Annotated in this window: 18 protein-coding genes; 15 read left to right on the plus strand and 3 right to left on the minus strand. The window is 66.9% G+C overall.

Annotation, left to right across the window (positions count from 1 at the left end):
- The 11 genes from motD (at position 1) to RI032_RS19900 (ending at position 13,019) form a co-directional block, all read left to right on the plus strand.
- Complete coding sequence (gene motD / locus RI032_RS19850) at positions 1–1,017, plus strand: flagellar motor protein MotD (protein WP_019338561.1); 1,017 nt, start codon at positions 1–3, stop codon at positions 1,015–1,017.
- A 4-nt stretch (positions 1,018–1,021) separates the two neighbouring features.
- Entirely contained in the window at positions 1,022–1,804 is a 783-nt protein-coding gene (locus RI032_RS19855; protein WP_019338560.1) for a ParA family protein, read from the plus strand.
- Entirely contained in the window at positions 1,801–3,006 is a 1,206-nt protein-coding gene (locus tag RI032_RS19860; protein ID WP_322547595.1) for a chemotaxis protein CheW, read from the plus strand. Before RI032_RS19855 ends, RI032_RS19860 begins: the two co-directional genes overlap by 4 nt.
- Before the next feature lie 112 nt (positions 3,007–3,118).
- Complete coding sequence (locus RI032_RS19865; RefSeq protein WP_014037092.1) at positions 3,119–3,427, plus strand: STAS domain-containing protein; 309 nt, start codon at positions 3,119–3,121, stop codon at positions 3,425–3,427.
- On the plus strand, positions 3,424–3,789 hold the full coding sequence (locus tag RI032_RS19870; RefSeq protein ID WP_005409521.1) for a response regulator: 366 nt from the start codon (positions 3,424–3,426) through the stop codon (positions 3,787–3,789). Before RI032_RS19865 ends, RI032_RS19870 begins: the two co-directional genes overlap by 4 nt.
- A gap of 45 nt (positions 3,790–3,834) precedes the next feature.
- Positions 3,835–5,826, plus strand: coding sequence for a chemotaxis protein CheA (locus RI032_RS19875; protein WP_322547596.1), 1,992 nt, complete (start codon positions 3,835–3,837; stop codon positions 5,824–5,826).
- Between the two features lie 386 nt (positions 5,827–6,212).
- Positions 6,213–8,462 carry a methyl-accepting chemotaxis protein gene (locus RI032_RS19880; RefSeq protein WP_322547597.1) on the plus strand — a complete coding sequence of 750 codons (2,250 nt, stop codon included), beginning with the start codon at positions 6,213–6,215 and terminating at the stop codon, positions 8,460–8,462.
- A gap of 158 nt (positions 8,463–8,620) precedes the next feature.
- Positions 8,621–9,394: a flagellar brake protein gene (locus RI032_RS19885; protein WP_029550863.1), complete on the plus strand. Its 774-nt coding sequence runs from the start codon at positions 8,621–8,623 to the stop codon at positions 9,392–9,394.
- A gap of 133 nt (positions 9,395–9,527) precedes the next feature.
- On the plus strand, positions 9,528–10,019 hold the full coding sequence (locus tag RI032_RS19890; protein ID WP_010482468.1) for a chemotaxis protein CheW: 492 nt from the start codon (positions 9,528–9,530) through the stop codon (positions 10,017–10,019).
- Between the two features lie 136 nt (positions 10,020–10,155).
- Positions 10,156–10,539 carry a hypothetical protein gene (locus tag RI032_RS19895; protein WP_010482470.1) on the plus strand — a complete coding sequence of 128 codons (384 nt, stop codon included), beginning with the start codon at positions 10,156–10,158 and terminating at the stop codon, positions 10,537–10,539.
- A 101-nt stretch (positions 10,540–10,640) separates the two neighbouring features.
- Complete coding sequence (locus RI032_RS19900) at positions 10,641–13,019, plus strand: methyl-accepting chemotaxis protein (protein WP_071306166.1); 2,379 nt, start codon at positions 10,641–10,643, stop codon at positions 13,017–13,019.
- 210 nt (positions 13,020–13,229) lie between these two features.
- Here the strand turns inward: RI032_RS19900 and RI032_RS19905 are convergent, their stop codons facing one another.
- Positions 13,230–14,063, minus strand: a complete 834-nt coding sequence (locus tag RI032_RS19905; RefSeq protein ID WP_043397638.1) for an IS3 family transposase — start codon at positions 14,061–14,063, stop codon at positions 13,230–13,232.
- Positions 14,060–14,353, minus strand: a complete 294-nt coding sequence (locus RI032_RS20670) for a transposase (RefSeq protein WP_019338990.1) — start codon at positions 14,351–14,353, stop codon at positions 14,060–14,062. The genes RI032_RS19905 and RI032_RS20670 overlap by 4 nt, the downstream gene beginning before the upstream one ends.
- 631 nt (positions 14,354–14,984) lie before the next feature.
- On the opposite strand from RI032_RS20670, the gene RI032_RS19910 reads away from it, so the two are divergent.
- The 4 genes from RI032_RS19910 to RI032_RS19925 are packed head-to-tail and all read left to right on the plus strand — an operon-like array spanning position 14,985 to position 19,831.
- Complete coding sequence (locus RI032_RS19910) at positions 14,985–17,261, plus strand: methyl-accepting chemotaxis protein (RefSeq protein WP_322547598.1); 2,277 nt, start codon at positions 14,985–14,987, stop codon at positions 17,259–17,261.
- A gap of 37 nt (positions 17,262–17,298) precedes the next feature.
- On the plus strand, positions 17,299–18,168 hold the full coding sequence (locus RI032_RS19915) for a CheR family methyltransferase (RefSeq protein WP_019338555.1): 870 nt from the start codon (positions 17,299–17,301) through the stop codon (positions 18,166–18,168).
- Positions 18,165–18,761, plus strand: a complete 597-nt coding sequence (cheD, locus tag RI032_RS19920) for a chemoreceptor glutamine deamidase CheD (RefSeq protein WP_322547599.1) — start codon at positions 18,165–18,167, stop codon at positions 18,759–18,761. The genes RI032_RS19915 and cheD overlap by 4 nt, the downstream gene beginning before the upstream one ends.
- Entirely contained in the window at positions 18,758–19,831 is a 1,074-nt protein-coding gene (locus tag RI032_RS19925) for a protein-glutamate methylesterase/protein-glutamine glutaminase (RefSeq protein WP_322547600.1), read from the plus strand. The genes cheD and RI032_RS19925 overlap by 4 nt, the downstream gene beginning before the upstream one ends.
- 160 nt (positions 19,832–19,991) lie before the next feature.
- On the opposite strand, the gene acnB is transcribed toward RI032_RS19925, so the two are convergent.
- Entirely contained in the window at positions 19,992–22,583 is a 2,592-nt protein-coding gene (gene acnB / locus RI032_RS19930) for a bifunctional aconitate hydratase 2/2-methylisocitrate dehydratase (RefSeq protein WP_228355300.1), read from the minus strand.
- Positions 22,584–22,606 lie beyond the last annotated feature (23 nt).

Below are 22,606 nucleotides of genomic sequence, written 5' to 3' on the forward strand. Positions count from 1 at the left end.
ATGGCCCGCCGCAAGCACCACGAAGAGCACGCCAACCACGAAGCATGGGCGATCCCCTATGCCGACCTGATGACGCTGCTGCTCGCCTTCTTCGTGGTCATGTACGCGATCTCCTCGGTCAACGAGGGCAAGTACCGGATCATGGCCGACGCACTCACCGATGCCTTCGGTGGCGCACCGCGCACCATCAATCCGGTGCAGGTGGGTAACAAACAGGTGCAGGGTGGCGGCTGGGACAGCCCCTCGGTGATCAAGTCCGGCACCAAGATCGGGCCCTCCGCGCCTGCACCGTCGCACGACCCGACCCTGCTGCCGTCGATGGCCTCGCAGATGCGCATGCCGGTGTCGGTGCACAACCAGGAGCAGATCGCGCGCGCCGAGCGCCAGCTCAACAGCATCGCCGACCGCCTCACCGCCGCACTGGCGCCGCTGATCGACCGCGGCATGATCAGCGTGCGCCGCACCGAGCTGTGGATCGAAGTCGAGATCAACAGCGACATCCTGTTCCCGACCGGCTCGGCCGCGCTGGACGTGCATGCGCGGCAGACCCTGGCCAGCCTGGCCGAGGTGCTGCGTGACGTGCCCAACAGCGTGCGCGTGGAAGGGCACACCGACAACGTGCCGATCGCCACCGCCACCTTCCCCTCGAACTGGGAGCTGTCGGCCGGACGCGCCGCCAGCGTGGTGCATCTGTTCGCCGACCAGGGCGTGCAGCCGTCGCGGCTGGCGATGGTCGGCTACGGCCAGTTCCGCCCGCGCGAAGAGAACGACAGCGCGCAGGGCCGCAACCGCAACCGTCGGGTGATGGTCATCATCCTGGCCGACACCTCGCATTCGGTGGACCCGCTCGGCCAGCGCCTGAACGCAGCCACCGGCGCCACCGACAGCACCGCTACCGAACAGGCCGCCGCAACTCCGGCCAGCGCCCCCACCTCCCCCATCGCACCGGTGAAGTTGCCGCCGGTGCCGGCTGGCAGCCGCGTCGGCGCCGCCGTTCCCCCGGCAATGAAGGAGTAAACCGATGCGCATCTGGGCAGTCGCCAACCAGAAGGGCGGAGTCGGCAAGACCACCACCACCCTCGCCCTCGGCCGTGGCCTGGCCGCGCTTGGCCATCGCGTGCTGCTGATCGACCTCGATCCGCACGCCTCGCTCAGCCGCGCCTTCGGCGTGCCGGTCGATCCGCCGCCGGCCGGCGTGCTGGAACTGTTCGGCGCACCGCCGGCCGATCTTTCCAGCCTGTGCCATGCCAGCAGCATCCACGGCCTGGACTATGTCTGTGCACAATCCGCGCTGGCCACATTGGAACGCCGCAGCGCCAACCAGCCCGGCCTCGGCCTGGCCCTGCAGAACGCGCTTGCCCGCCATCAGGGGCAGCACGACTACATCCTGCTGGACTGCGCACCCACCCTCGGTCTGTTGATGATCAACGCACTGGCCGCGGCCGACCGCCTGATCATTCCCACCCAGGCCGAGCCGCTGGCTCTGCATGGCCTGGAGGGGATGGTCCGCACCGGCGAGATGGTCGAGCGCTCGCGCCGCCGCCCGCTGCCGATCTCGATTCTGCCCACCCTGTTCGACCGCCGCACCCGCGCCGGCAACGAATCGCTGCGCACGATGCAGGATCGTCACGGCACCCGCGTGTGGGAAGACGCCATTCCCATCGACACCCGCATCAGCAACGCCGCCGGCCTGACCCTGCCAAGCGTTGGTGAGGACTACCCGGGCCGCGGCCTGGCGGCCTACCGCCGCGCCCTGAACTGGATCCTCGGCGAGGATGCCCGCGCCCTGGAGCAGGCCGCATGAACAGCACCGGCGTACTGGACGACTATCTGGACGAACTGCTGGGCGAAGCGATCGCCGTGGCGCCACCGGCTGCACCGCCGCCGGCAAGCGACGAAGCGTGCCCGGCGATTGCAGCGGACGCCGAACGCGAGCCGACCTGGGACGATCTTCCGGCCGAAGTGATCTACGAGACCGACACCGCGGCCACCACACCGATTGAGGACGACGCTGCGCTGGAAGCTGCATTCGAGGCCGCTGCTGGCGCGCCCGAGCGCGAGCCGACCTGGGACGACCTGCCGGCCGAGGTAATCTACGAAACGGAGACTGTTGCTGCTGCCCCGGCAGAGGACGACGCAGCACTGGAAGCCGCCTTCGAGGCCGCCGCAATGCCTGTCGCCGCTCCCGAGCGCGAACCGACCTGGGATGACCTGCCTGACGAGGTGATCCACGAGACGCCCCCTGCTCCGGCTGCCGCCAAGGCAGGTCCGGAACCCACCTGGGACGATCTGCCGGACGAAGTGATCTACGAGACCGATACGGCCGACAGCCATCGCCTCGCCCACACCGACAGCCCCGGCCTGCAGGCTGCATTCGAGGCCGCAGCAGGCGGCGAGGACGTTCCTGCGCCACCACCGGCCGTAGTCGCAGCACCCGCTCCAGCGGCACGCACCGATGCCGCGCCGCCACCGCGCGTGGCCGTGGACGCGCCAGCAGGCAACCGTCCGAACAGCTGGCAGGAACTGCAGGCACAGGCACATCGGCCCGCCAGCAGTCCGCATCCGCAGAACCGACGCGCCGGCGAGCGCACCTCGCGCTGGCTGCGCATGCGCTGCGGCACCCAGGCCTATGCACTGGAACTGCTGAAGGTGCAGGAAGTGGTGCTGCCGGTGCCGCTGCTGCCGTTGCGCGGCACCGCACCGGCCATGCTCGGCATCATGAACCTGCGCGGCCAGGTGGTGCCGGTGATGGATCTGGGCCTGCACCTTGGAGCCGCGGCCGCCGAAGACGACTCACAGACCCGTATCGTGGTCCTGGAAGAAGACGGCGAGACCATCGGCCTGCGCGTGTCTGCGGTGGAAGATGTCGCCAACCTCACCGATTCGCAGATCGAACCGCCCGATACCGCGCGCATCTGCCAGATCTCCAACGACCTGTTCCGCGGCGTCGCCCGGGTCAGCCAGCGCCCGATGATCCTGCTGGATGCCACGCGGCTGTTGAGCTGAGTCGGCGCTTTGCGCCGACGCGTTGCCTGTCGGGGACGCACCGCGTCGATTCCCCTAAAGAACCCCGCCGGGGTGCCGTTATGGATCACGGAACCGTTTGTCCGGAGCAACGATGAGCACTGTCGAACTGGGTGGGGATCTCGGCATCGAGAGCACCACCGAGCTCAAGAACCGCCTCGCCCCGCTGGTGGCGCAGGCAGGCGAGCTGACCCTGGATGCAAGCCAGGTCGCCCGCATCCACACGGCCGCCGTGCAGGTGCTGTGTGCGTTCGTGCAGGCCCGCCGCGAGGCAGGTCTCGGCACCGGCTTCCACGGTTGCACTGCAACCTTCCGTGACGCCGCGCGCCTGCTGGGCGTCACCCAGGCCCTGGGCCTGGACGTAACCCATGACAACCTGAAATCTGTGGAGAACGCTGCATGAGCGCACGTATCTTGGTGGTGGACGATTCGGCGTCGATGCGCCAGATGGTTTCCTTCGCCCTCACCTCGGCCGGTTTTGCCGTCGAAGAAGCCGAAGACGGCGCGGTCGCGCTCGGTCGCGCCAAGGGCCAGCGCTTCAATGCGGTGGTCACCGACGTCAACATGCCGAACATGGACGGCATCGCGCTGATTCGCGAACTGCGCCAGCTGCCGGACTACAAGTTCACCCCGCTGCTGATGCTGACCACCGAATCGGCCGCCGACAAGAAGTCCGAAGGCAAGGCCGCCGGCGCCACCGGCTGGCTGGTCAAGCCGTTCAATCCCGAACAGCTGGTCGCCACCGTGCAGAAAGTGCTGGGCTGATCGCCCGCCACCGCTCCCCCTCTTCGCTTCCGGACCACCACTGCCATGAGCATGGACCTGCAACGCTTCCACGCCACCTTCTTCGAGGAGAGCCGCGAAGGCCTCGACGCGATGGAGGCTGGCCTGCTGGCCCTGGAATCGGGGCAGCAGGACGCGGAGATCATCAATTCGGTGTTCCGCGCCGCCCACTCGATCAAGGGCGGCGCCGGCACCTTCGGCTTCGATACGATCGCCGGCCTGACCCACGTGCTGGAAACGCTGCTCGATGAACTGCGTGCCGGCAAGCGGGCGCTGGAAGGCCACGCGGTCGACGCCATGCTGTCCTCGGTGGACGTGCTGCGCGCCCTGCTTCGCGAAGCCGAACACGGCCAGGCTGCCGATCCGGCTGCAGTCGCTGCGGTGAAGGCGCGCCTGGAAGCGGTCCTTTCCGGCCAGGCCGCACCGAGCGCCCCCGCTGCCGTCGCGGCCAAGGTGGACGATACGCCGGAAGCCTGGCAGATCGGCTTCACCCCGGCACCGTCGCTGTTCATGAGCGGCAACGACCCGCTGCGCATCATCCGCGAACTGGAGCATCTCGGTTCGCTGCAGGTCGCCGCGCGCATGGAACGCCTGCCGGGCTTCGCCCAGCTCGACCCGCTCGAGGCCCATCTGGCGTGGGATCTGGGCCTGGTCGGCAAGGTGCCGCGCAGCAAGATCGAAGACACCTTCGCCTGGGTACTGGACGACTGCGAACTGGACATCCGTCCGGCCCCACCGCCGAGCCTGGCTACACAGGCGCCCATTGCAACCGCCCCTTCCACACCGGCTGCCGTCGTACCGGCGGCGCCTGCTGCGCCCGCCACCAGCGGCGGCGCCAGCCAGGAAGCCGAAACCTCGATCCGCGTCAGCGTCGACAAGGTCGATGCGCTGATCAACCTGGTCGGCGAACTGGTCATCACCCAGGCCATGCTCAAGCAGGTCTCGCACGCACTGGACCCGGTCCACGCCGAGAGCCTGTTCGCCGGCCTGGACCAGCTGGAACGCAACACCCGCGACCTGCAGGAAGCCGTGATCGGCGTGCGCATGCTGCCGGTCGATGCGGTGTTCCGCCGCTTCCCGCGCCTGGTCCGCGACCTGTCCAGCCGCCTTGGCAAGCAGGTCCGCCTGCGCACCGTCGGTGAAGGCACGGAACTGGACAAGGGCCTGATCGAAAAGATCGCCGACCCGCTGGTGCACCTGGTGCGCAACTCGATCGACCACGGCCTGGAGATGCCGGACGTGCGTCGCGGCGCGGGCAAGGACGAAACCGGCACCATCACCCTGGCAGCCTCGCATCAGGGCGGCCACATCGTCATCGAAGTCAGCGACGACGGCCGCGGCCTGGACCGCACCAAGATCCTGGCCAAAGCCCACGAACGCGGCCTGGCAGTGCCGGACAACCCTACCGATTCGCAGGTCTGGGACCTGATCTTCCAGCCTGGTTTCTCCACCGCCGATGCAGTCACCGACCTGTCCGGCCGTGGCGTCGGCATGGATGTGGTCCGCCGCAACATCCAGGCGCTGGGTGGCGAGGTGCAGATCGAAAGCAGCCTTGGTAACGGCACCCGCACGCTGATCCGCCTGCCGCTGACCCTGGCCATCCTCGATGGCATGACCGTGGCAGTCGCGGGCGAAACCCTGATCCTGCCGCTGGCCTATGTGCTTGAGGCCCTGCAGCCGCAGGCCGAGGACATCCGCAGCATGGCCGGCGAAGGCCGCGTGCTGCGCGTACGTGGCGAGTACCTGCCGATCCTGTCGCTGAGCGAATACTACGGCTACGGCAACCGTGCGCCGCGCAGCGAATCGCTGGTGGTGGTGGTCGAAGGCGATGGCCAGAAGATCGCGCTGGAAGTGGACGAACTGGTCGGCCAGCAACAGGTCGTGGTGAAGAACATCGAGAACAACTACCGCCGCATCGGCGGGGTGTCCGGTGCCACCATCCTCGGCGATGGCCGCGTGGCCCTGATCGTCGACATCGGCGGGCTGGTGCGTTCGCTGCGGATGCCGCAGGCCGCCTGATCCACGTTGCAGGCGTGTACTGGACCGCCGCCCTTCCGGGCGGCGGTTTCTGTTTGTGTTCGCCCTGCCAGTGGGATCAGATTCCATTCCGCAGGAAAGGGATCTGATCGCGGGACGGCACCCCGATACCAAATCGTGAACTGCGTCGACACGATGGCTGCGGGCGTAATCACTTCATCCAAGCGAAGCCGCGTCGCTGCAACGCTTTCGCGCCGTCATCCCTACGCAACCGAATGTGATCTGCGTCCATAAAGTCCATCCGGACTGCGCCGCTATTTCGCTTTGACGGCCGTCACCGAACCCCCACCGGGCACCACCGTTCGCTCTGCAACCACCCCCAAACCGGCGCACAGACGCCAGCACTCTGCCCACCTGGAGCACCCTGCATGAAGTGGTTCCACGATCTGCCCATCGCCCGCAAGCTGGCCGTGGGGTTCACCCTCACCACGTTGATGACCCTGGTCCTCGGCGCGTTCGCCCTGCTGCGCCTGAGCGAAGCCAACGCGCAGCTGCGCGAGATGGCCGGCAACGATATCCCCTCCGTCCAGCACCTGGGCGAGGCGCGCTCGCAGCTCGGTGAGTTCCGTACCTACGAACTGGCCCAGCTGAGCATGCTGGACCAGCCGGAGAAGGTCGCCGACTACAACAAGCGCATGGACGACACCGCCAAAGCCGTGCATGACGAACTGGCGGCGTACTCGGCGCTGCCGGCGCTGGAGAAGGAGCGCGAACTCTATCGCGCGGCCAGAACGCAGCTGGATCGCTACTTCGCCGCCAACAAGGCGATGCGCGACGCCGTGACCGCCGGTGACGGCGCCCTGGCGCAGCAGATCTCCGACGAGCAGTCGCGCCCGGCACGTCGCGACCTGTTCGCTGCAATGAAGGCACTGGGCACCCACATCGCCGGGCAGATGGACGGCAAGATCGCCGACGCCAACGCCACCCATCGCAACAGTATGATCGCCATCATCGGCTGCATCGTACTGCTGTCACTGGTGGCCGCCGCGCTGGCCATCGTCATCTCGCGTGCGGTCACCGGTCCGCTGGGCAAGGCCGTGCATGCCATCCAGGCCGTTTCCCGCGGCGACCTCAGCGTCAGCACCCAGGCCACCAGCAAGGACGAGGCCGGCAAGATGCTGGCCGCCACCGCGGAGATGACCGCGATGCTGCGCCGCTTCAGCGAGCAGACCCAGCTGATGGCCCAGATGCATGCCGGCCCGGACATCAGCCACCGCATTCCGGAAGATTTCCCGGGCGTCTATGGCCAGCTGGCCAACGGCATCAACACGGTGATCTTCGAACACCTCGATGCGATCGTCGATGCCATTGAAGTACTCAACCAATATGCCATCGGCAATCTGACCCCGGATGCACGCCGCCTGCCCGGCAGCCGCGCGATCCTGCACGAGTCGATGGATGCGGCCAAGGCGAGCCTGCTGGCCATCAACACGCAGATCCAGCAGCTGGCCTCGGCCGCCGCCGCCGGCGACTTCAGCCAGCGCGGTGATGCGCAGCGTTTCGATCACGATTTCCGCGTGATGATCGAGCAGCTCAACAGCATGATGCAGGTGGCCGACGGCAACCTCGGCCAGCTCTCGCAGCTGCTGCAGTCGATCGCCGCCGGCGACCTGACCGCACGCATGGACGGCCAGTTCAACGGCGTGTTCGCGCGCATGCGTGACGATGCCAACACCACCGTTGCACAGCTGACCCAGATCGTCGGCCAGATCCAGGCCAGCGCCGGCAGCATCACCCTGGCCGCCGGTGAGATTGCTTCGGGCAACAGCGACCTGTCGCGCCGTACCGAACAGCAGGCCGCCAACCTGGAAGAAACCGCGGCGTCGATGGAGGAACTGACCTCCACTGTGCGTCAGAACGCCGAGCACGCCCGCCAGGCCAACCAGCTCGCCATCGGTGCCCATGGCGTCGCCTCGCAGGGCGGTGAAGTCGTCGGCCAAGTGGTCACCACCATGTCCGCCATCGAAGCCTCGTCGAAGAAGATCGCCGAGATCATCAGCGTCATCGACGGCATTGCGTTCCAGACCAACATCCTGGCGCTGAATGCCGCCGTGGAAGCCGCGCGTGCCGGTGAACAGGGCCGCGGCTTCGCCGTGGTCGCCAGCGAAGTGCGCACCCTCGCCCAGCGCTCGGCGGCTGCCGCCAAGGAGATCAAGGGCCTGATCGATGATTCGGTCGGCAAGGTTGCCGAGGGCTCGAGCCTGGTCCACCAGGCCGGCAGCACCATGGGCGAGATCGTCGCCTCGGTGCAGCGCGTGACCGACATCATGGCCGAGATTTCCGCTGCTTCGCAGGAACAGTCGGCCGGCATTGAGCAGGTCAACCAGACCGTGGTGCAGATGGACGAAACCACCCAGCAGAACGCCGCGCTGGTGGAGGAAGCCACCGCCGCCGCGCGTGCAATGGAAGACCAGGCCGTGCAGCTGGGTGAAGCCGTGGCCCGCTTCCGGCTGGCATCACAGGGCACGACGGCCATCCCGGCACGCCCGCTGGCGGCACCGGTACCGCGCCAGGTTGCAGCCGCCGCACCGACCGCAAAGCCGGTCCCGGCGCGTACGCTGCGCACCGCGACAGCCCAGCCGGCGCTGGCCGCAGACGGCGACTGGCAGGAGTTCTGATGTACCCGGGGTCGGATCCCTTTCCTTCGGAAAGGGGATCCGACCCCGGACGCATGGAAAGTGATGCAATTCTCACTTCATAATCCGGCACAGTGGCCGATATCCCCATCGAGCCTCGCGCCAACGCGTGCTGGCGCCCGCCCCTGACCGTAGATTCCATGTCCGACGGCAACGACACTGCAGTGCATGATGTCCACGCGGCTGATGCCGCTGACGAACGTTTCCTGGTCCGCAATCCGCGCCAGCTGCGGCAGCTGCTGCGATCGCTGATCGACCAGCGATCACTGATCAATGCGCATATCGACGGCCGCGACCGCTCGTTCCCGACCGCGCTGCTTGAGCTCGACGAGGACGAAGACACCCTGCTGCTCGATGGCAGCCCGCAGGAGGCGTCCAACCGCGCCGCCGAACAGGCCGATCATCTGCTGTGCTTCGCCCAGCTCGAACGCGTGCTGGTGCGGTTCCGCCTGCAGGCACTGCAGCGTGTGGACAACGACGGCCACGTCGCCTTCCGCGCCCCTCTGCCGGACGAGCTGGTCCATCTGCAGCGACGTGAGATGTACCGGCTGGAGACGCCCGTCACCGATTCGCCCCAGCTGCTGGTCCCTGCCGGCGAGAGCCGTGCCGAAGCGCTGTCGATGCGGGTGGTTGACATCAGTGGTGGCGGCCTGGCGGTGGCCGTGCCTACCGACTGCGCGGTGTTCAGCCTGCAGAAGCGCTACCCGGCGGTGCTGTCGCTGCCCGACGGCCCGGACCTGGAGATCGAGCTGGTCGTCTGCAACCTGCTGCCGCAGCGCCAACCCAACGGCATCGAGATCAAGCGCGTGGGCATGCGCTTCGACATCCTGCCACGTGGCGCCGACAGCGCCATCCAACGCTATATCTTCCGCATCGACCGCCAGCGCAAGGCGCGCCGCAACGGCGAGCTGTAGGGCTCGTCCAACCGGTAGTGCCGGCCGCTGGCCGGCAACCTCGCGACAACGCGGGGCCCACACCTAAAGTCCCCCGACGAGGGGCCGATATCGAGCCTGACACCGGGACTTCCGGCAGAACCAGGACCCCTCGATGAACGACAAGACCAGCTCCACCGCCAGCGCCGGTGGCGAATTCCTCAGCTTCACCCTCGGTGCCGAGCACTACGGCGTGGACATCCTCAAGGTGCAGGAAATCCGCGGCTATGACGCGGTCACCCGGGTGCCGGATGCACCGGACTACATCAAGGGCGTGATCAACCTGCGCGGCACCATCGTCCCGGTCATCGACCTGCGCCTGAAGCTGCGCCTGGACGACGCCCGCTACGACGCCTTCACCGTGATGATCGTGCTGAACGTCGACGACCGAGTGGTCGGCATCGTGGTCGACAGCGTCTCGGACGTGATCCCGCTGTCGGCAGAGCAGATCCGCCCGACCCCGGAATTCGGCGCCGCCGTCGATACCCGCTTCATCTCCGGCATCGGCACGCAGGACGACCGCATGCTGATCCTGCTCGACATCGAGACCCTGCTGGACAGCGCCGACATGGGCCAGGCCAACGTCGTTGAAGACGCCGCCGCCTGATCAAGCGGACCTGCTTCACGTTCTGGTCACACAACCCTTCAGTTCCCTCCAGCAGTGCCGATAGGGGGACAGAAGCCGGTCGCGCAGGAGCGCGCAGAACCGGAACGACCATCACCATCCCCGGAGATACACCTCGATGAAGTCCCTGCTTGCGTTCGTTTCGGCCGCTGTCCTGGCCACCACCGCTTCCGCCGCGTTTGCCCAGTCGGCCGACATGATCCCGCCGGAACTGGCACCGCGCTCGGTCGGCAAGGACGGCATGGTCTGCGGCAAGGTCGAGAAGGCCCGCTACGCAGAAGGTTCCGAAGGCCAGCCGACCTTCCTGTACATGGGCGGCGCCTTCCCGCGCCACACCTTCTCGGCCCGCATCGCCGGCGAGAATCGCGGCAAGTTCTCCTTCCCGCTGGAAACCCTGGAAGGCAAGACCGTCTGCGTGATCGGCAAGATCCAGCGCGACGCCTCGCGCGCGGAAATCGAAGTCAGCTCGCCGGCCGGCCTGAAGCTGGCCAACATCAAGTAATCCGCTGTCCGTCGAACCACGCCGGACCTGGTGCCGGCGTGGTTTCTGCTGCAACCGGGCCCGACGCCCGGACGCGTCTGCCTTAGGAGATCGCAACGCCCATGCCGTGGATCAACAACCTCAAACTGATGCCGAAGCTGCTGCTGACCTTCGGCGTCCTCCTGCTGGTGATGTTGCTGCAGGGCATCGTCGCCTATCGTGGCCTGCATTCGCTGAACAATGTCACCACCGAGCTGGCGGGTTCTCGCATGGAGAGCATCCGCATGGCCGGCGAGATGCGCGGCATGCTGGGTGAATACCGCAACGCCGCCTACCAGCAGCTGATCCGCGCCAGCGACGACGTCAAGGCGGATGCACGCAAGCAGGGCGTCGAGCTGCGCGCGAGCATGGACAAGTCGATCAAGGAGTATCCGACCCTGGTCGACAACGCGCAGCAGAAGAAGCTGTTCGACACCTTCGCCAAGGAGTGGAAGGACGCCCTGGCCTCCTATGACAGCGTCACCGAGATGCTGGAACTGGACCTGCCGGACGACGCCATCGATACCTTCGTCGGCGAAACCCGCACCAAGCACCGCAAGGCCGCCTCGGCGCTGGAAGCGCTGATCGCCGAAGACAACCGCCTCGCCCGCGCGTCGCGCGAACAGGCCGCCTCCACGTATTCCGCCTCGGCCGTGCTGACCGTGATCGCCCTGCTGGGCGGCGCCGCGCTCGGCCTGGTGCTGGTCTGGCTGTTCGCCCGCGCCCTGGTCGGCAGCGTGCGCGGCGCCGTGTCGGTTGCCAACGACGTGGCCGGCGGCAAGCTCGATGGCCACATCGACGTCAGCCGCCAGGATGAAGTGGGCGAACTGATGCAGGCCATGCAGCGCATGCAGCGCGACCTGCGCGAGCGCATCGAAACCGACCAGGCCGTGGCGCGCGAGAACCTGCGCATCCGCACGGCGCTGGATTACAGCTCGACCGGCGTGTACCTGACCGACACCAGCAACACCATCGTCTACAGCAACCGCGCCCTGCAGCAGACCCTGAGCCAGTACCAGGACGAAGTTCGCCGCGACCTGCCGGACTTCGATGCCCAGGCCTCGCTGATCGGCAAGCCGGTCACCGTGCTTGAACACCGCGGTGAAATGGACCAGACCCTGCTGGGTAACCTGAAGGCACACGGCGTGGCCCGTCGCCCGATGCAGTACGGCGATGCCCAGTTCGCCCAGGTGGTCTCGACCATCCGCAATGAAGGCGGCGACACCGTCGGCTACGTGGTGGAATGGCGCGACCGTACCCAGGAAGCGCAGGTGGAAGCCGAAGTGGCGCGCGTGATCGCCCAGGCAGCCGCCGGCGACCTGTCCGGCCGCATCGATTCCAGCGACAAGGAAGGCTTCTTCCTGCAGCTGGCCCAGCAGATCAACGGCCTGCTGGACGCCAATGCCGGCAGCATCGAACAGATCTCCGGCCTGCTCGCCGCGCTGTCGCAGGGTGACCTGACCGTGCGCATGCATGGCGACTACCAGGGCGTGTTCGCCCGCATGCGCGACGACGCCAACGCCACGGCCGCGCAGCTGAGCGAGATCGTCACCCGCATCAAGCAGTCCAGCCGTGCGATCAGCTCGGCCGCCGGCGAAATCGCCTCGGGCAACAGCGACCTGTCGCGCCGTACCGAACAGCAGGCTGCCAACCTGGAAGAAACCGCTGCCTCGATGGAGGAACTGACCTCCACCGTGCGCCAGAACGCCGAACACGCCCGCCAGGCCAACCAGCTCGCGATCGGCGCGCATGGCGTCGCCTCGCAGGGCGGTGAAGTGGTCGGCCAGGTGGTCACCACCATGTCGGCGATCGAAGCCTCGTCGAAGAAGATCGCCGAGATCATCTCGGTCATCGACGGCATCGCGTTCCAGACCAACATCCTGGCACTGAACGCCGCCGTGGAAGCCGCACGTGCCGGTGAACAGGGACGTGGTTTCGCCGTGGTCGCCAGCGAGGTGCGCACCCTCGCCCAGCGCTCGGCCGCTGCCGCCAAGGAGATCAAGGGCCTGATCGACGACTCCGTTGGCAAGGTCAACGACGGCTCGGCCCTGGTACACAAGGCCGGCGCCACCATGGGCGAGATCGTCGCCTCGGTGCAGCGCGTGACCGACATCATGGCCGAGATCTCTGCGGCTTCGCAGGAACAGAGCGCCGGCATCGAGCAGGTCAACCAGACCGTGGTGCAGATGGACGAGACCACCCAGCAGAACGCTGCACTGGTGGAAGAAGCCACCGCCGCCGCCCGCGCGATGGAAGAACAGGCCGGCCACCTCAGCGAGGCCGTGTCGATCTTCGTGGTGGACGAAGCCGAGGTCGTGGCCGCCCCGCGCGTCGTCGCTGCCCCTGCCCCGCGCGCCACGGCGCCGGTCGCTCCGGCACCGGTCGCACCGCCGGCCCGGCGCACCGCGGGTGGTCGCCCGATGGCCACCGAACTGGCCGACGGAGACTGGCAGGAGTTCTGATTCCAGCCTGACCTGATCCACGAAGACGCCCTGGCCCTGCGCCGGGGCGTTTTCGTTTACGGGGTATCTGGATATCCAGCCAACGGCGAAGCCCCTCGGGGTGGTCGCGGAGAGCGCTTGGCTACTGAGGGCTGGCCGGGAGGGTGGGTTGCGCAGGGGGCGCCGTAAACCTGTGGTGGTCAAGTATTTTTGGACACTCCCAAAGGGAGTTCAGGCCACCTGCTCTTCACAAAGCGCAGGTGGCACAAGGCCGTTGGCACTGTGCGGCCGACGGTGGTTGTACCAGTCCACGAATTGCTCGATGTCTGCTGCAGCCTCCTGTCGAGTGGGGTATTTTGAGTAAAGCCATTCCCCTTTGAGGGTGGCGAAAACCCGTTCCACCACCGCGTTGTCCCAGCAGTTGCCCTTCCTGCTCATGCTTTGGGTGATGCCGTTGTCACGCAGAATTTCGGCCATGGCATGGCTGGTGTACTGCCGACCTTGATCCGAGTGGAAAAGTAGTCGCCCGTTGGGACGACGCTGTTTCAGAGCCCCACGCAGGGCTCTGACGGCCAGCCAGGCATCCCCTTCGTGAGAGTGGGCCCAGCCCACGATCCGTCGGGCAAACAGATCCACCACGATGGCCAGATAGAGCCAGCCTTGCTGGGTCGGGATGTAGGTGATATCCCCTGCCCAGACTTGGTCGGGTGCCTCCGGGTTGAATTGGCGTTCCAACACGTTGGGCGCGGTCAGTGCCTGCGGCCCCAGACTGTGGTACTTGTGCCGCCGGTGCTGCCGCGCCCTGACGCCGGCCCGGCGCATCAGCGTCCGGGCGCGGTAGCGACCCACTGGCAGGCCGCGATTGGTCAGCTCCCTGGCCATCTTGCGAGAGCCACAGCTCCCCCGGTGGGACTGATGAATGCGACGAACCAGATCAACCTGGGCCAGCAGTTCCCGGTCAATCCGGGGCTCCCGGTGCAGCCAGGCGTAGTAGCTGCTACGGGGATAGTCCATCAACTGACACACCAACCGGATCGGAGCGACCTTCCCCAATTCCTGGATCACCTGTTCCGGTGATCGCTGTCCCGAATGAAGAAGGCGATGGATTTTTTTAGTAGGTCGCGCTCCTCCTTGAGCCTGCGATTCTGGGCCTCCAGCTCGGCGATTCTGACCTGGGCATCTACGGGCGGTGCCTCGGCCTGCGGGTCATGTTTTCGACGCCATTGCTCGATCCAGCGCCTCAGCGCCGTCGGGCCGACATCCATCAGCTGGCAGACGTCCCTGACTGTCTGCCCCTCCACAACCACAAGGCGAACCGCCTCGTCCCTCATGCCCTGAGTGATCTGCTTTGCCATGGGTCTACCTCGATGCTTGAAATTGATCCTATCGAGTGTCCAAGTTGATTAGACCACCACAACCCGTCCCTGGGGGCTTGGCCGCGGCATCCATGCCGCGGACACCCCTGCGCAACCCACCCTCCCGGCCACAGACATTTTCCGTGCGCGTCCACCCCGGATTGAAGAAAGAAGAGCAAGAGCAACAGCCGTATTGCTTCCGGGGTCAGATCCGTTTTCCGCAGGAAAACGGATCTGACCCCTCTTTCCACCTGGAAACCCAACGCTCTTGCCGTCCGACACCAAAATGCCAGGAGGGCTGGGCCGGGGTGGGCAGGCAGGACCGTTGGCGCCATGGATGGCGCCATCGAGCCCCCATGGACGGGTTTATGGCGTGTCCTGCCTGCCCACCCCGGCCCAGCCACTTACTGACAATCCAGCGCCGACCAGCCGCTGTTGCTGTTGCTGTTGCTGTTGCTTCAAAACCAGCCTGCCGCAGGCAGCGCCGCAGCCGCCGCTGCAAGGAAACCTGAATACGTTCGGACACTGCGCCTCAATCCCCCGCCCCATCGGCCGATAACGGGGTTGTCACGGCTTGTCCCGCCGCTGACCGGCTCGGCGCCGCCCGCCCGCTTCGACCTGGTCCTGCTCGATGAATCTCCTGCATCGCTGGCAACACTACTTCAGCAACCTCTCCGTCCGGCGCAAGCTCAACCTGCTGACGCTGCTCATCGCGCTCGGCGTGATCGCGCTCTCGGTGATCGCCGCCCGCATGCAGTACCTGGACCTCACCGAGACCCGCAAGACCGCGCTGAAGACCCAGGTCGAACTCAGTTACGGCATCCTCCAGCATTATCACCGGCTGGCCGGTACCGGCGAGCTCAGCGAGGACGCTGCCAAGAGCGCGGCATTGCAGGCGCTGGAAGTGATGCGCGCCGAGAACGATGCCTACTACTTCAACATCTACGACACCGGCTACCGCCTGCTGATGCACCCGTTCCGCAAGGATCTGGTCGGCAAGGACATGAAGGACTTCCGCACCGACGACGGCGTGCGCATCTACTACGACCAGGTCGAAGCAGCCAAGGCCGGCGGTGGCTTCGTCAACTATCGCTGGGCCAAGCCCGGCAGCAAGGGCGAGGTCGAGAAGGTCGCCTACGCCGGCCTGTTCGCGCCCTGGAACTGGGTGGTCAGCAGCGGCGTCTACATGGACGACGTGCAGAAGCAGGCGCTGGTGTTCACCGCCATCATGGCCGTCTCCGGTGGCGTGCTGGTACTGATCGTGCTGGCCCTGAGCTGGCTCATCGGCAACCGCATCGCCGTGCCGCTGAAGCAGGCAACGGCCGTCGCCGAGGGTATCGCCCGCGGCAAGCTGGACAGCCACATCGGTCCGCAGGCGCATGACGAACCCGGTCGCCTGCTGGACGCCATGTCCGGCATGCAGCAGCAGCTGCACGCAGTGATCGGCGGCCAGCGCGAAATGGCCCGCCGCCACGATGCCGGCGAACTGAGCTATCGCATCGACGCCAGTGCCTTCCCCGGCGAGTACGGGCTGATGGTGCAGGAAACCAACGCCCTGGTAGGCGGCCACGTGCAGACCCTGCATGACGTGCTGGACGTGGTACAGCAGTACGCGGTCGGCGACCTGAGCCGCGACATCGCCCGCTACCCCGGCGAAAAGGCGGCGATGACCACCACCGTCGACACCGTCAAGGCCAATCTCGGCCGCATCAACGCCGAAATCAAGCAGCTGGCCAGTGCCGCCGCTGCCGGCGACTTCAGCCGCCGTGGCGATGCGCAGCGCTTCGATCACGATTTTCGCCTGATGCTGGAAAACCTCAACGCGATGATGGCGGTCAGCGATGACAACCTCGGCAAGCTCTCGCAGCTGCTGTCGGCCATCGCCGAAGGTGATCTGACCGCGCGCATGCAGGGTGACTACCAGGGCGTGTTCGCCCGCATGCGTGACGACGCCAACACAACCGTCGCGCAGCTGACCCAGATCGTCGGCCAGATCCAGGCCAGTGCCTCCAGCATCACCCTGGCCGCCGGTGAGATTGCTTCGGGAAACAGCGATCTGTCGCGCCGTACCGAACAGCAGGCTGCGAACCTGGAAGAAACCGCTGCCTCGATGGAGGAACTGACCTCCACCGTACGCCAGAACGCCGAGCATGCCCGCCAAGCCAACCAGCTCGCGATCGGCGCGCAGGGTGTTGCCTCTCAAGGCGGCAGCGTGGTTGGCCAGGTGGTCAACACCATGTCGGCCATCGAAGCCTCGTCGAAGAAGATCGCCGAGATCATTTCGGTCATCGACGGGATCGCCTTCCAGACCAACATCCTGGCGCTGAACGCTGCAGTGGAAGCCGCACGTGCCGGTGAACAGGGCCGCGGCTTCGCCGTGGTCGCCAGCGAGGTGCGCACCCTCGCCCAGCGCTCGGCCGCCGCCGCCAAGGAGATCAAGGGCCTGATCGATGATTCGGTCGGCAAGGTTGCCGAAGGCTCCAGCCTGGTCCACCAGGCCGGCAGCACCATGGGCGAGATCGTCGCCTCGGTGCAGCGCGTGACCGACATCATGGCCGAGATCTCCGCCGCCTCGCAGGAACAGAGCGCCGGCATCGAGCAGGTCAACCAGACCGTGGTACAGATGGACGAGACGACCCAGCAGAACGCCGCGCTGGTGGAGGAAGCCACCGCTGCCGCGCGCGCGATGGAAGAACAGGCTGGCCAGCTGGCCGACGCCGTGGCGATCTTCCGCCTGGACAACCAGGTCTCCGCCGCAATGAAGGCGGTGGCCGCGCGTGTCGAGCCGGTCCGTGTTGCCGCCGCCGTGGCGCGCCCGCAGCCGGTTCCAACGCCGGCACCGGTCCGCCGCGCCGGCAGCAACGCCAGCACCTTCGTCGCCAGCGACAGCGACTGGCAGGAATTCTGAGACCCACCCGCGGCGGCTTCGGCCGCCGCCTCTGCCGATGGACACGTCCCCCGTGCAAAGTCCCACTCCCATCGTCACCGGCCCGCGCGAATTCGAGTTCGCCGACCGTGATTTCCGCCGCGTCTGCGACTTGATCTACCAGCGCGTGGGCATCGCCCTTGCCCCGGCAAAGCGCGACATGGTCTATGGCCGCCTGTCGCGCCGCTTGCGCACGCTGGGCATGCGCAGCTTCCAGCAGTATCTGGACCATCTGGAGCAGGAAGACGGCGACGAGTGGCAGGCGTTTACCAACGCCCTGACCACCAACCTGACCTCGTTCTTCCGCGAGCCGCACCACTTCGACAAGCTGCGCGAGGAACTGCAGCAGCGCTCCAGCCGCACGCCGCTGCTGCTGTGGTCATGCGCGGCGTCCACCGGTGAAGAACCCTATTCGATGGCGATCACCGCCTGTGAGGCCTTCGGTACGCTGAAGCCGCCGGTGCGCATCGTCGCGACCGATGTTGATACCCAGGTACTGGCCACCGCCGGCCGTGGCGTCTACAACATCGACCGGGTCACCAATCTCGACCCGGATCTGCGCCGGCGCTATTTCCAGCGTGGCAGCGGCCCCAATGAGGGCCAGTGCCGCGTGCTGCCGGCACTACGCGAGCTGATCGAGTTCCGCCCATTGAATCTGCTCGCCCCGCGCTACGACGTCGGCGGACCATTCGACGCGCTGTTCTGCCGCAATGTGATGATCTATTTCGACAAGCCGACCCAGCGTGCCATCCTCGGCCGCCTGGTGCAGCACCTGGCCGATGACGGCCTGCTTTACACCGGACACTCGGAGAACTACCTGCACGCCGCCGACCTGATCCAGCCCTGCGGCCGTACGCTGTATCGCCGTGCGGCAAAGGCCGGCGCATGAACGCCTCGCTGCGTACCGACGATGTGATGCGCTACCAGGATGCGCGCTTCCAGACCATCGCGGCCAAGCTGCTGCCGACCCAGTACCTGGTGGTGGACGACACCACCGCGCTGACCACCACGCTGGGTTCCTGCGTGGCCGCGTGCCTGCGCGACCCGGTACTGAAGATCGGCGGCATGAACCACTTCCTGCTGCCCGAGGGCAATGCCGGCGACGGCGCGCCCGCGCGTTACGGCAGCTACGCGATGGAACTGCTGATCAACGACATGCTCAAGCGCGGCGCCCACCGCAAGCGCATCGAAGCCAAGGTGTTCGGCGGCGCCAACGTGCTCAAGGGCTTCACCAGCAATCCGGTCGGCACGCGCAACGCCGAGTTCGTGCGCCAGTACCTGCAGGCCGAGCATATTCCGATCATCGCCGAGGACCTGTGCGGCATCCATCCGCGCAAGATCTGGTTCTTCGCCGATACCGGCCGCGTGGTGGTGCAGCGCCTGCCGCACGCCCATGAAGCAGAGGTGGCCGCGACCGAATCGGCGGTGCGTGCACGCCTGTCCAAGACCCCGGTCACCGGCGGCGTGGAGCTGTTCGAATGACCCTGACCGGCAACGCCCCCTGCCGGGTCCTCATCGTCGACGACTCCGCCGTCGTGCGCCAGATGCTCACCGAGATCCTGTCCAGCGATCCGTCCATCGACGTGGTCGGCACCGCCGCCGACCCGTTGCTGGCGCGCGAGAAGATCAAGCGCCTGGCCCCGGACGTGATCACCCTGGACGTGGAAATGCCGCGCATGGACGGGCTGGCGTTCCTGGAAAACCTGATGCGCCTGCACCCGCTGCCGGTGGTGATGATCTCGTCGCTGACCGAACGCGGCGCCGACACTACGCTGCAGGCGCTGGCGCTGGGCGCGGTGGACTTCGTCTCCAAGCCCAAGCTGGACGTCGCACGCGGCCTGCAGGGCTACGCCGACGAGATCATCGCCAAGGTCAAGATGGCGGCGCGCTCGCGGGTGCGCCCGCTGGTGCGCGCTGCAGTCCCGAAACTCATGCTGGACGCAGCCCCCTCGATGCGCCCCGTCTCACCGCAGTTCCGTACCACCGATCGCCTGATCGCGATCGGCTCGTCAGCCGGTGGCACCGAAGCGCTGCGCGTGGTGCTGGAAGGCATGCCCGCCGACGCGCCCGCCGTGGTGATGACCCAGCACCTGCCGGCCAGCTTCAGCAGCGCCTTTGCCGAACGCCTGGACCGACACTCGGCGATGGCCGTGCGCGAGGCCAGCGACGGCGAAGCGGTGCTGCCCGGCCACGCCTACCTCCCACCCGGCGGCAAGCACCTGCGCATCATCCGCGATGGTGCGCGCTGGCGCTGCCGCGTCGATGACGGCCCGGCAGTGAACCGGCACAAGCCCGCGGTGGACGTGCTGTTCCGTTCGGTCGCGCAGACCGCCGGCAGCAACGCCATCGGTGCCATACTCACCGGGATGGGCGATGACGGCGCACGCGGCCTGCTGGAGATGCGCCAGGCCGGCGCGCCGACACTGGTGCAGGACGAGGCCACCAGTGTGGTCTGGGGCATGCCCGGTGCAGCGTTCAAGCTCGGCGCCGCGGACGAACAGGTACCACTGGAACGCATAGCGGAACGCCTGCTCGCCCTCGCCCGCAGCTGACGCGAAGTGGATCCACGCCATGCGTGGATGCCTTTGTAGAGTCGAGCCACGCTCGACTCATCGCGGATCGCGCGAACAGCAGCCGGGCATGGATTCGGCGCCACAGGGCATCCCGCAAACAAAAACCCCCGGCGCGAGCCGGGGGTTTTCAGTTACCGCATCAGGCAGCGACCGTCTTGGCCACGTCCTGGTATTCCTCGATCTGGTCGAAGTTCATGTAGCGGTAGATCTCCGCGCCGCTGGCGGCGATCACGCCCACATCGGCCATGTACTCCTCCTTGGTCGGGATGCGGCCCAGGCGCGAGCAGATCGCCGCCAGCTCCGCCGAACCCAGGTACACGTTGGTGTTGCGGCCCAGGCGGTTCGGGAAGTTGCGGGTCGAGGTCGACATCGCGGTGGAGCCTTCGCGGATCTGCGCCTGGTTGCCCATGCACAGCGAGCAGCCCGGCATTTCCATGCGCGCGCCGGTGGCGCCGAAGGTGCCGTACACGCCTTCCTTGGTCAGCTCGGAGGCATCCATCTTGGTCGGCGGGGCCACCCACAGGCGGGTCGGCAGGTCACGCTTGCCTTCCAGCAGCTTCGCAGCGGCACGGAAGTGACCGATGTTGGTCATGCACGAACCGATGAACACTTCGTCGATCTTGGCGCCAGCGACTTCGGACAGGGTCTTCACGTCGTCCGGATCGTTCGGGCAGGCCACGATCGGCTCGTGGATGTCGGCCAGGTCGATCTCGATGACGGCAGCGTATTCGGCATCGGCATCCGGCTCCAGCAGCTCCGGGTTGGCCAGCCACGCTTCCATCTTCTCGATACGGCGCTGCAACGAACGCGGATCCTGGTAACCCTCGGCAATCATCCACTTCAGCAGCGTGATGTTGCTGGTCAGGTACTCGATGATCGGTTCCTTGTTCAGGCGCACCGAGCAACCGGCGGCCGAACGCTCGGCCGAGGCGTCGGACAGTTCGAACGCCTGCTCGACCTTCAGCTCCGGCAGGCCTTCGATTTCCAGGATACGGCCGGAGAAGATGTTCTTCTTGCCAGCCTTGGCCACGGTCAGCAGGCCCGACTTGATCGCGTACAGCGGAATCGCGTTGACCAGGTCACGCAGGGTCACGCCCGGCTGCATCTTGCCCTTGAAGCGCACCAGCACCGACTCCGGCATGTCCAGCGGCATCACGCCGGTGGCCGCGGCGAAGGCGACCAGGCCCGAACCGGCCGGGAACGAAATGCCCACCGGGAAACGGGTGTGCGAGTCACCACCGGTACCGACGGTGTCCGGCAGCAGCATGCGGTTGAGCCAGCTGTGGATCACGCCGTCGCCCGGGCGCAGCGAGACGCCGCCACGGGTGGAGATGAACTCCGGCAGGGTGTGGTGGGTCTTCACGTCCACCGGCTTCGGGTAGGCGGCGGTGTGGCAGAACGACTGCATCACCAGGTCGGCCGAGAAGCCCAGGCACGCCAGGTCCTTCAGCTCGTCACGGGTCATCGGGCCGGTGGTGTCCTGCGAGCCGACCGAGGTCATCTTCGGTTCGCAGTAGGTGCCCGGGCGCATGCCCTGGCCTTCCGGCAGGCCACACGCGCGGCCGACCATCTTCTGTGCCAGCGAGAAGCCCTTGCCGGTGTCGGCCGGCTGCACCGGCAGGCGGAACAGGTCGGTCGGGGCCAGGCCCAGCGCTTCGCGCGCCTTGCCGGTCAGGCCACGGCCGATGATCAGCGGGATGCGGCCACCGGCACGCACTTCGTCGAACAGCACGTCGGACTTGACCTGGAATTCGGCGATCACCTCGCCGTTCTTCAGCGCCTTGCCTTCGTACGGGCGCAGCTCGATGACGTCGCCGTGCTCCATCTTCGACACGTCCAGCTCGATCGGCAGCGCACCGGCATCTTCCATGGTGTTGTAGAAGATCGGCGCGATCTTGCCGCCCAGGCACACGCCACCGGCGCGCTTGTTCGGGATGTACGGAATGTCATCGCCGGTCCACCACAGCACGCTGTTGGTGGCCGACTTGCGCGAGGAGCCGGTGCCGACCACGTCGCCGACGTAGGCAACCAGGTGGCCCTTGTCCTTCAGGTCGAGGATCTGCTGGATCGGGCCGCGCTTGCCGTCTTCTTCCGGGGTGAACGGCGCGTCGTCGCGCTTGTTCTTCAGCATCGCCAGGGCGTGCATCGGGATGTCCGGGCGGGTGGTCGCGTCCGGCGCCGGCGACAGGTCGTCGGTGTTGGTCTCGCCCGGCACCTTGAACACGGTGACGGTCAGGCTCTGCGGCACTTCCGGGTTGCCAGTGAACCACTCGGCCTCAGCCCAGCTCTGCAGCACGGCCTGGGCGTTGGCGTTGCCGGCCTTGGCCTTTTCCTGCACGTCGTGGAAGGCGTCGAACACCAGCAGGGTCTTCTTCAGGCCGTTGGCGGCGATGGTGCCGACGCTGGCGTCGTCCAGCAGCTGCACCAGCGGAGCGACGTTGTAACCGCCGAGCATGGTGCCCAGCAGTTCGGTGGCGCGCTCGCGGCTGATCAGCGCGTTCTGCTCGCTGCCCAGCGCGATCGCGGCCAGGTACGAGGCCTTGACCTTGGCGGCGTCATCGACGCCGGCCGGCACGCGGTGGGTCAGCAGGTCGAGCAGGAACTCGGCCTCGCCCTGCGGCGGGTTCTTCAGCAGTTCGATGACATCGGCCGTCTGCTGCGCGCTCAGCGGCAGCGGCGGGATGCCAAGCGCAGCGCGCTCGGCGACGTGGTGGCGGTAGGCTTCCAACATGACAACTCCCGGGTAATGCGTAG

Origin of the sequence: Stenotrophomonas geniculata (assembly GCF_034508895.1) — a bacterium.
In the GTDB taxonomy this organism is placed as follows: Bacteria; Pseudomonadota; Gammaproteobacteria; order Xanthomonadales; family Xanthomonadaceae; genus Stenotrophomonas; species Stenotrophomonas geniculata.

Coding starts and splice junctions, on each gene's coding strand:
- motD (WP_019338561.1), top strand. CDS start 1: ATGGCCCGCCGCAAGCACCACGAAGAGCACGCCAACCACGAAGCATGG.
- RI032_RS19855 (WP_019338560.1), top strand. CDS start 1,022: ATGCGCATCTGGGCAGTCGCCAACCAGAAGGGCGGAGTCGGCAAGACC.
- RI032_RS19860 (WP_322547595.1), top strand. CDS start 1,801: ATGAACAGCACCGGCGTACTGGACGACTATCTGGACGAACTGCTGGGC.
- RI032_RS19865 (WP_014037092.1), top strand. CDS start 3,119: ATGAGCACTGTCGAACTGGGTGGGGATCTCGGCATCGAGAGCACCACC.
- RI032_RS19870 (WP_005409521.1), top strand. CDS start 3,424: ATGAGCGCACGTATCTTGGTGGTGGACGATTCGGCGTCGATGCGCCAG.
- RI032_RS19875 (WP_322547596.1), top strand. CDS start 3,835: ATGAGCATGGACCTGCAACGCTTCCACGCCACCTTCTTCGAGGAGAGC.
- RI032_RS19880 (WP_322547597.1), top strand. CDS start 6,213: ATGAAGTGGTTCCACGATCTGCCCATCGCCCGCAAGCTGGCCGTGGGG.
- RI032_RS19885 (WP_029550863.1), top strand. CDS start 8,621: ATGTCCGACGGCAACGACACTGCAGTGCATGATGTCCACGCGGCTGAT.
- RI032_RS19890 (WP_010482468.1), top strand. CDS start 9,528: ATGAACGACAAGACCAGCTCCACCGCCAGCGCCGGTGGCGAATTCCTC.
- RI032_RS19895 (WP_010482470.1), top strand. CDS start 10,156: ATGAAGTCCCTGCTTGCGTTCGTTTCGGCCGCTGTCCTGGCCACCACC.
- RI032_RS19900 (WP_071306166.1), top strand. CDS start 10,641: ATGCCGTGGATCAACAACCTCAAACTGATGCCGAAGCTGCTGCTGACC.
- RI032_RS20670 (WP_019338990.1), bottom strand. CDS start 14,353: ATGGCAAAGCAGATCACTCAGGGCATGAGGGACGAGGCGGTTCGCCTT.
- RI032_RS19910 (WP_322547598.1), top strand. CDS start 14,985: ATGAATCTCCTGCATCGCTGGCAACACTACTTCAGCAACCTCTCCGTC.
- RI032_RS19915 (WP_019338555.1), top strand. CDS start 17,299: ATGGACACGTCCCCCGTGCAAAGTCCCACTCCCATCGTCACCGGCCCG.
- cheD (WP_322547599.1), top strand. CDS start 18,165: ATGAACGCCTCGCTGCGTACCGACGATGTGATGCGCTACCAGGATGCG.
- RI032_RS19925 (WP_322547600.1), top strand. CDS start 18,758: ATGACCCTGACCGGCAACGCCCCCTGCCGGGTCCTCATCGTCGACGAC.
- acnB (WP_228355300.1), bottom strand. CDS start 22,583: ATGTTGGAAGCCTACCGCCACCACGTCGCCGAGCGCGCTGCGCTTGGC.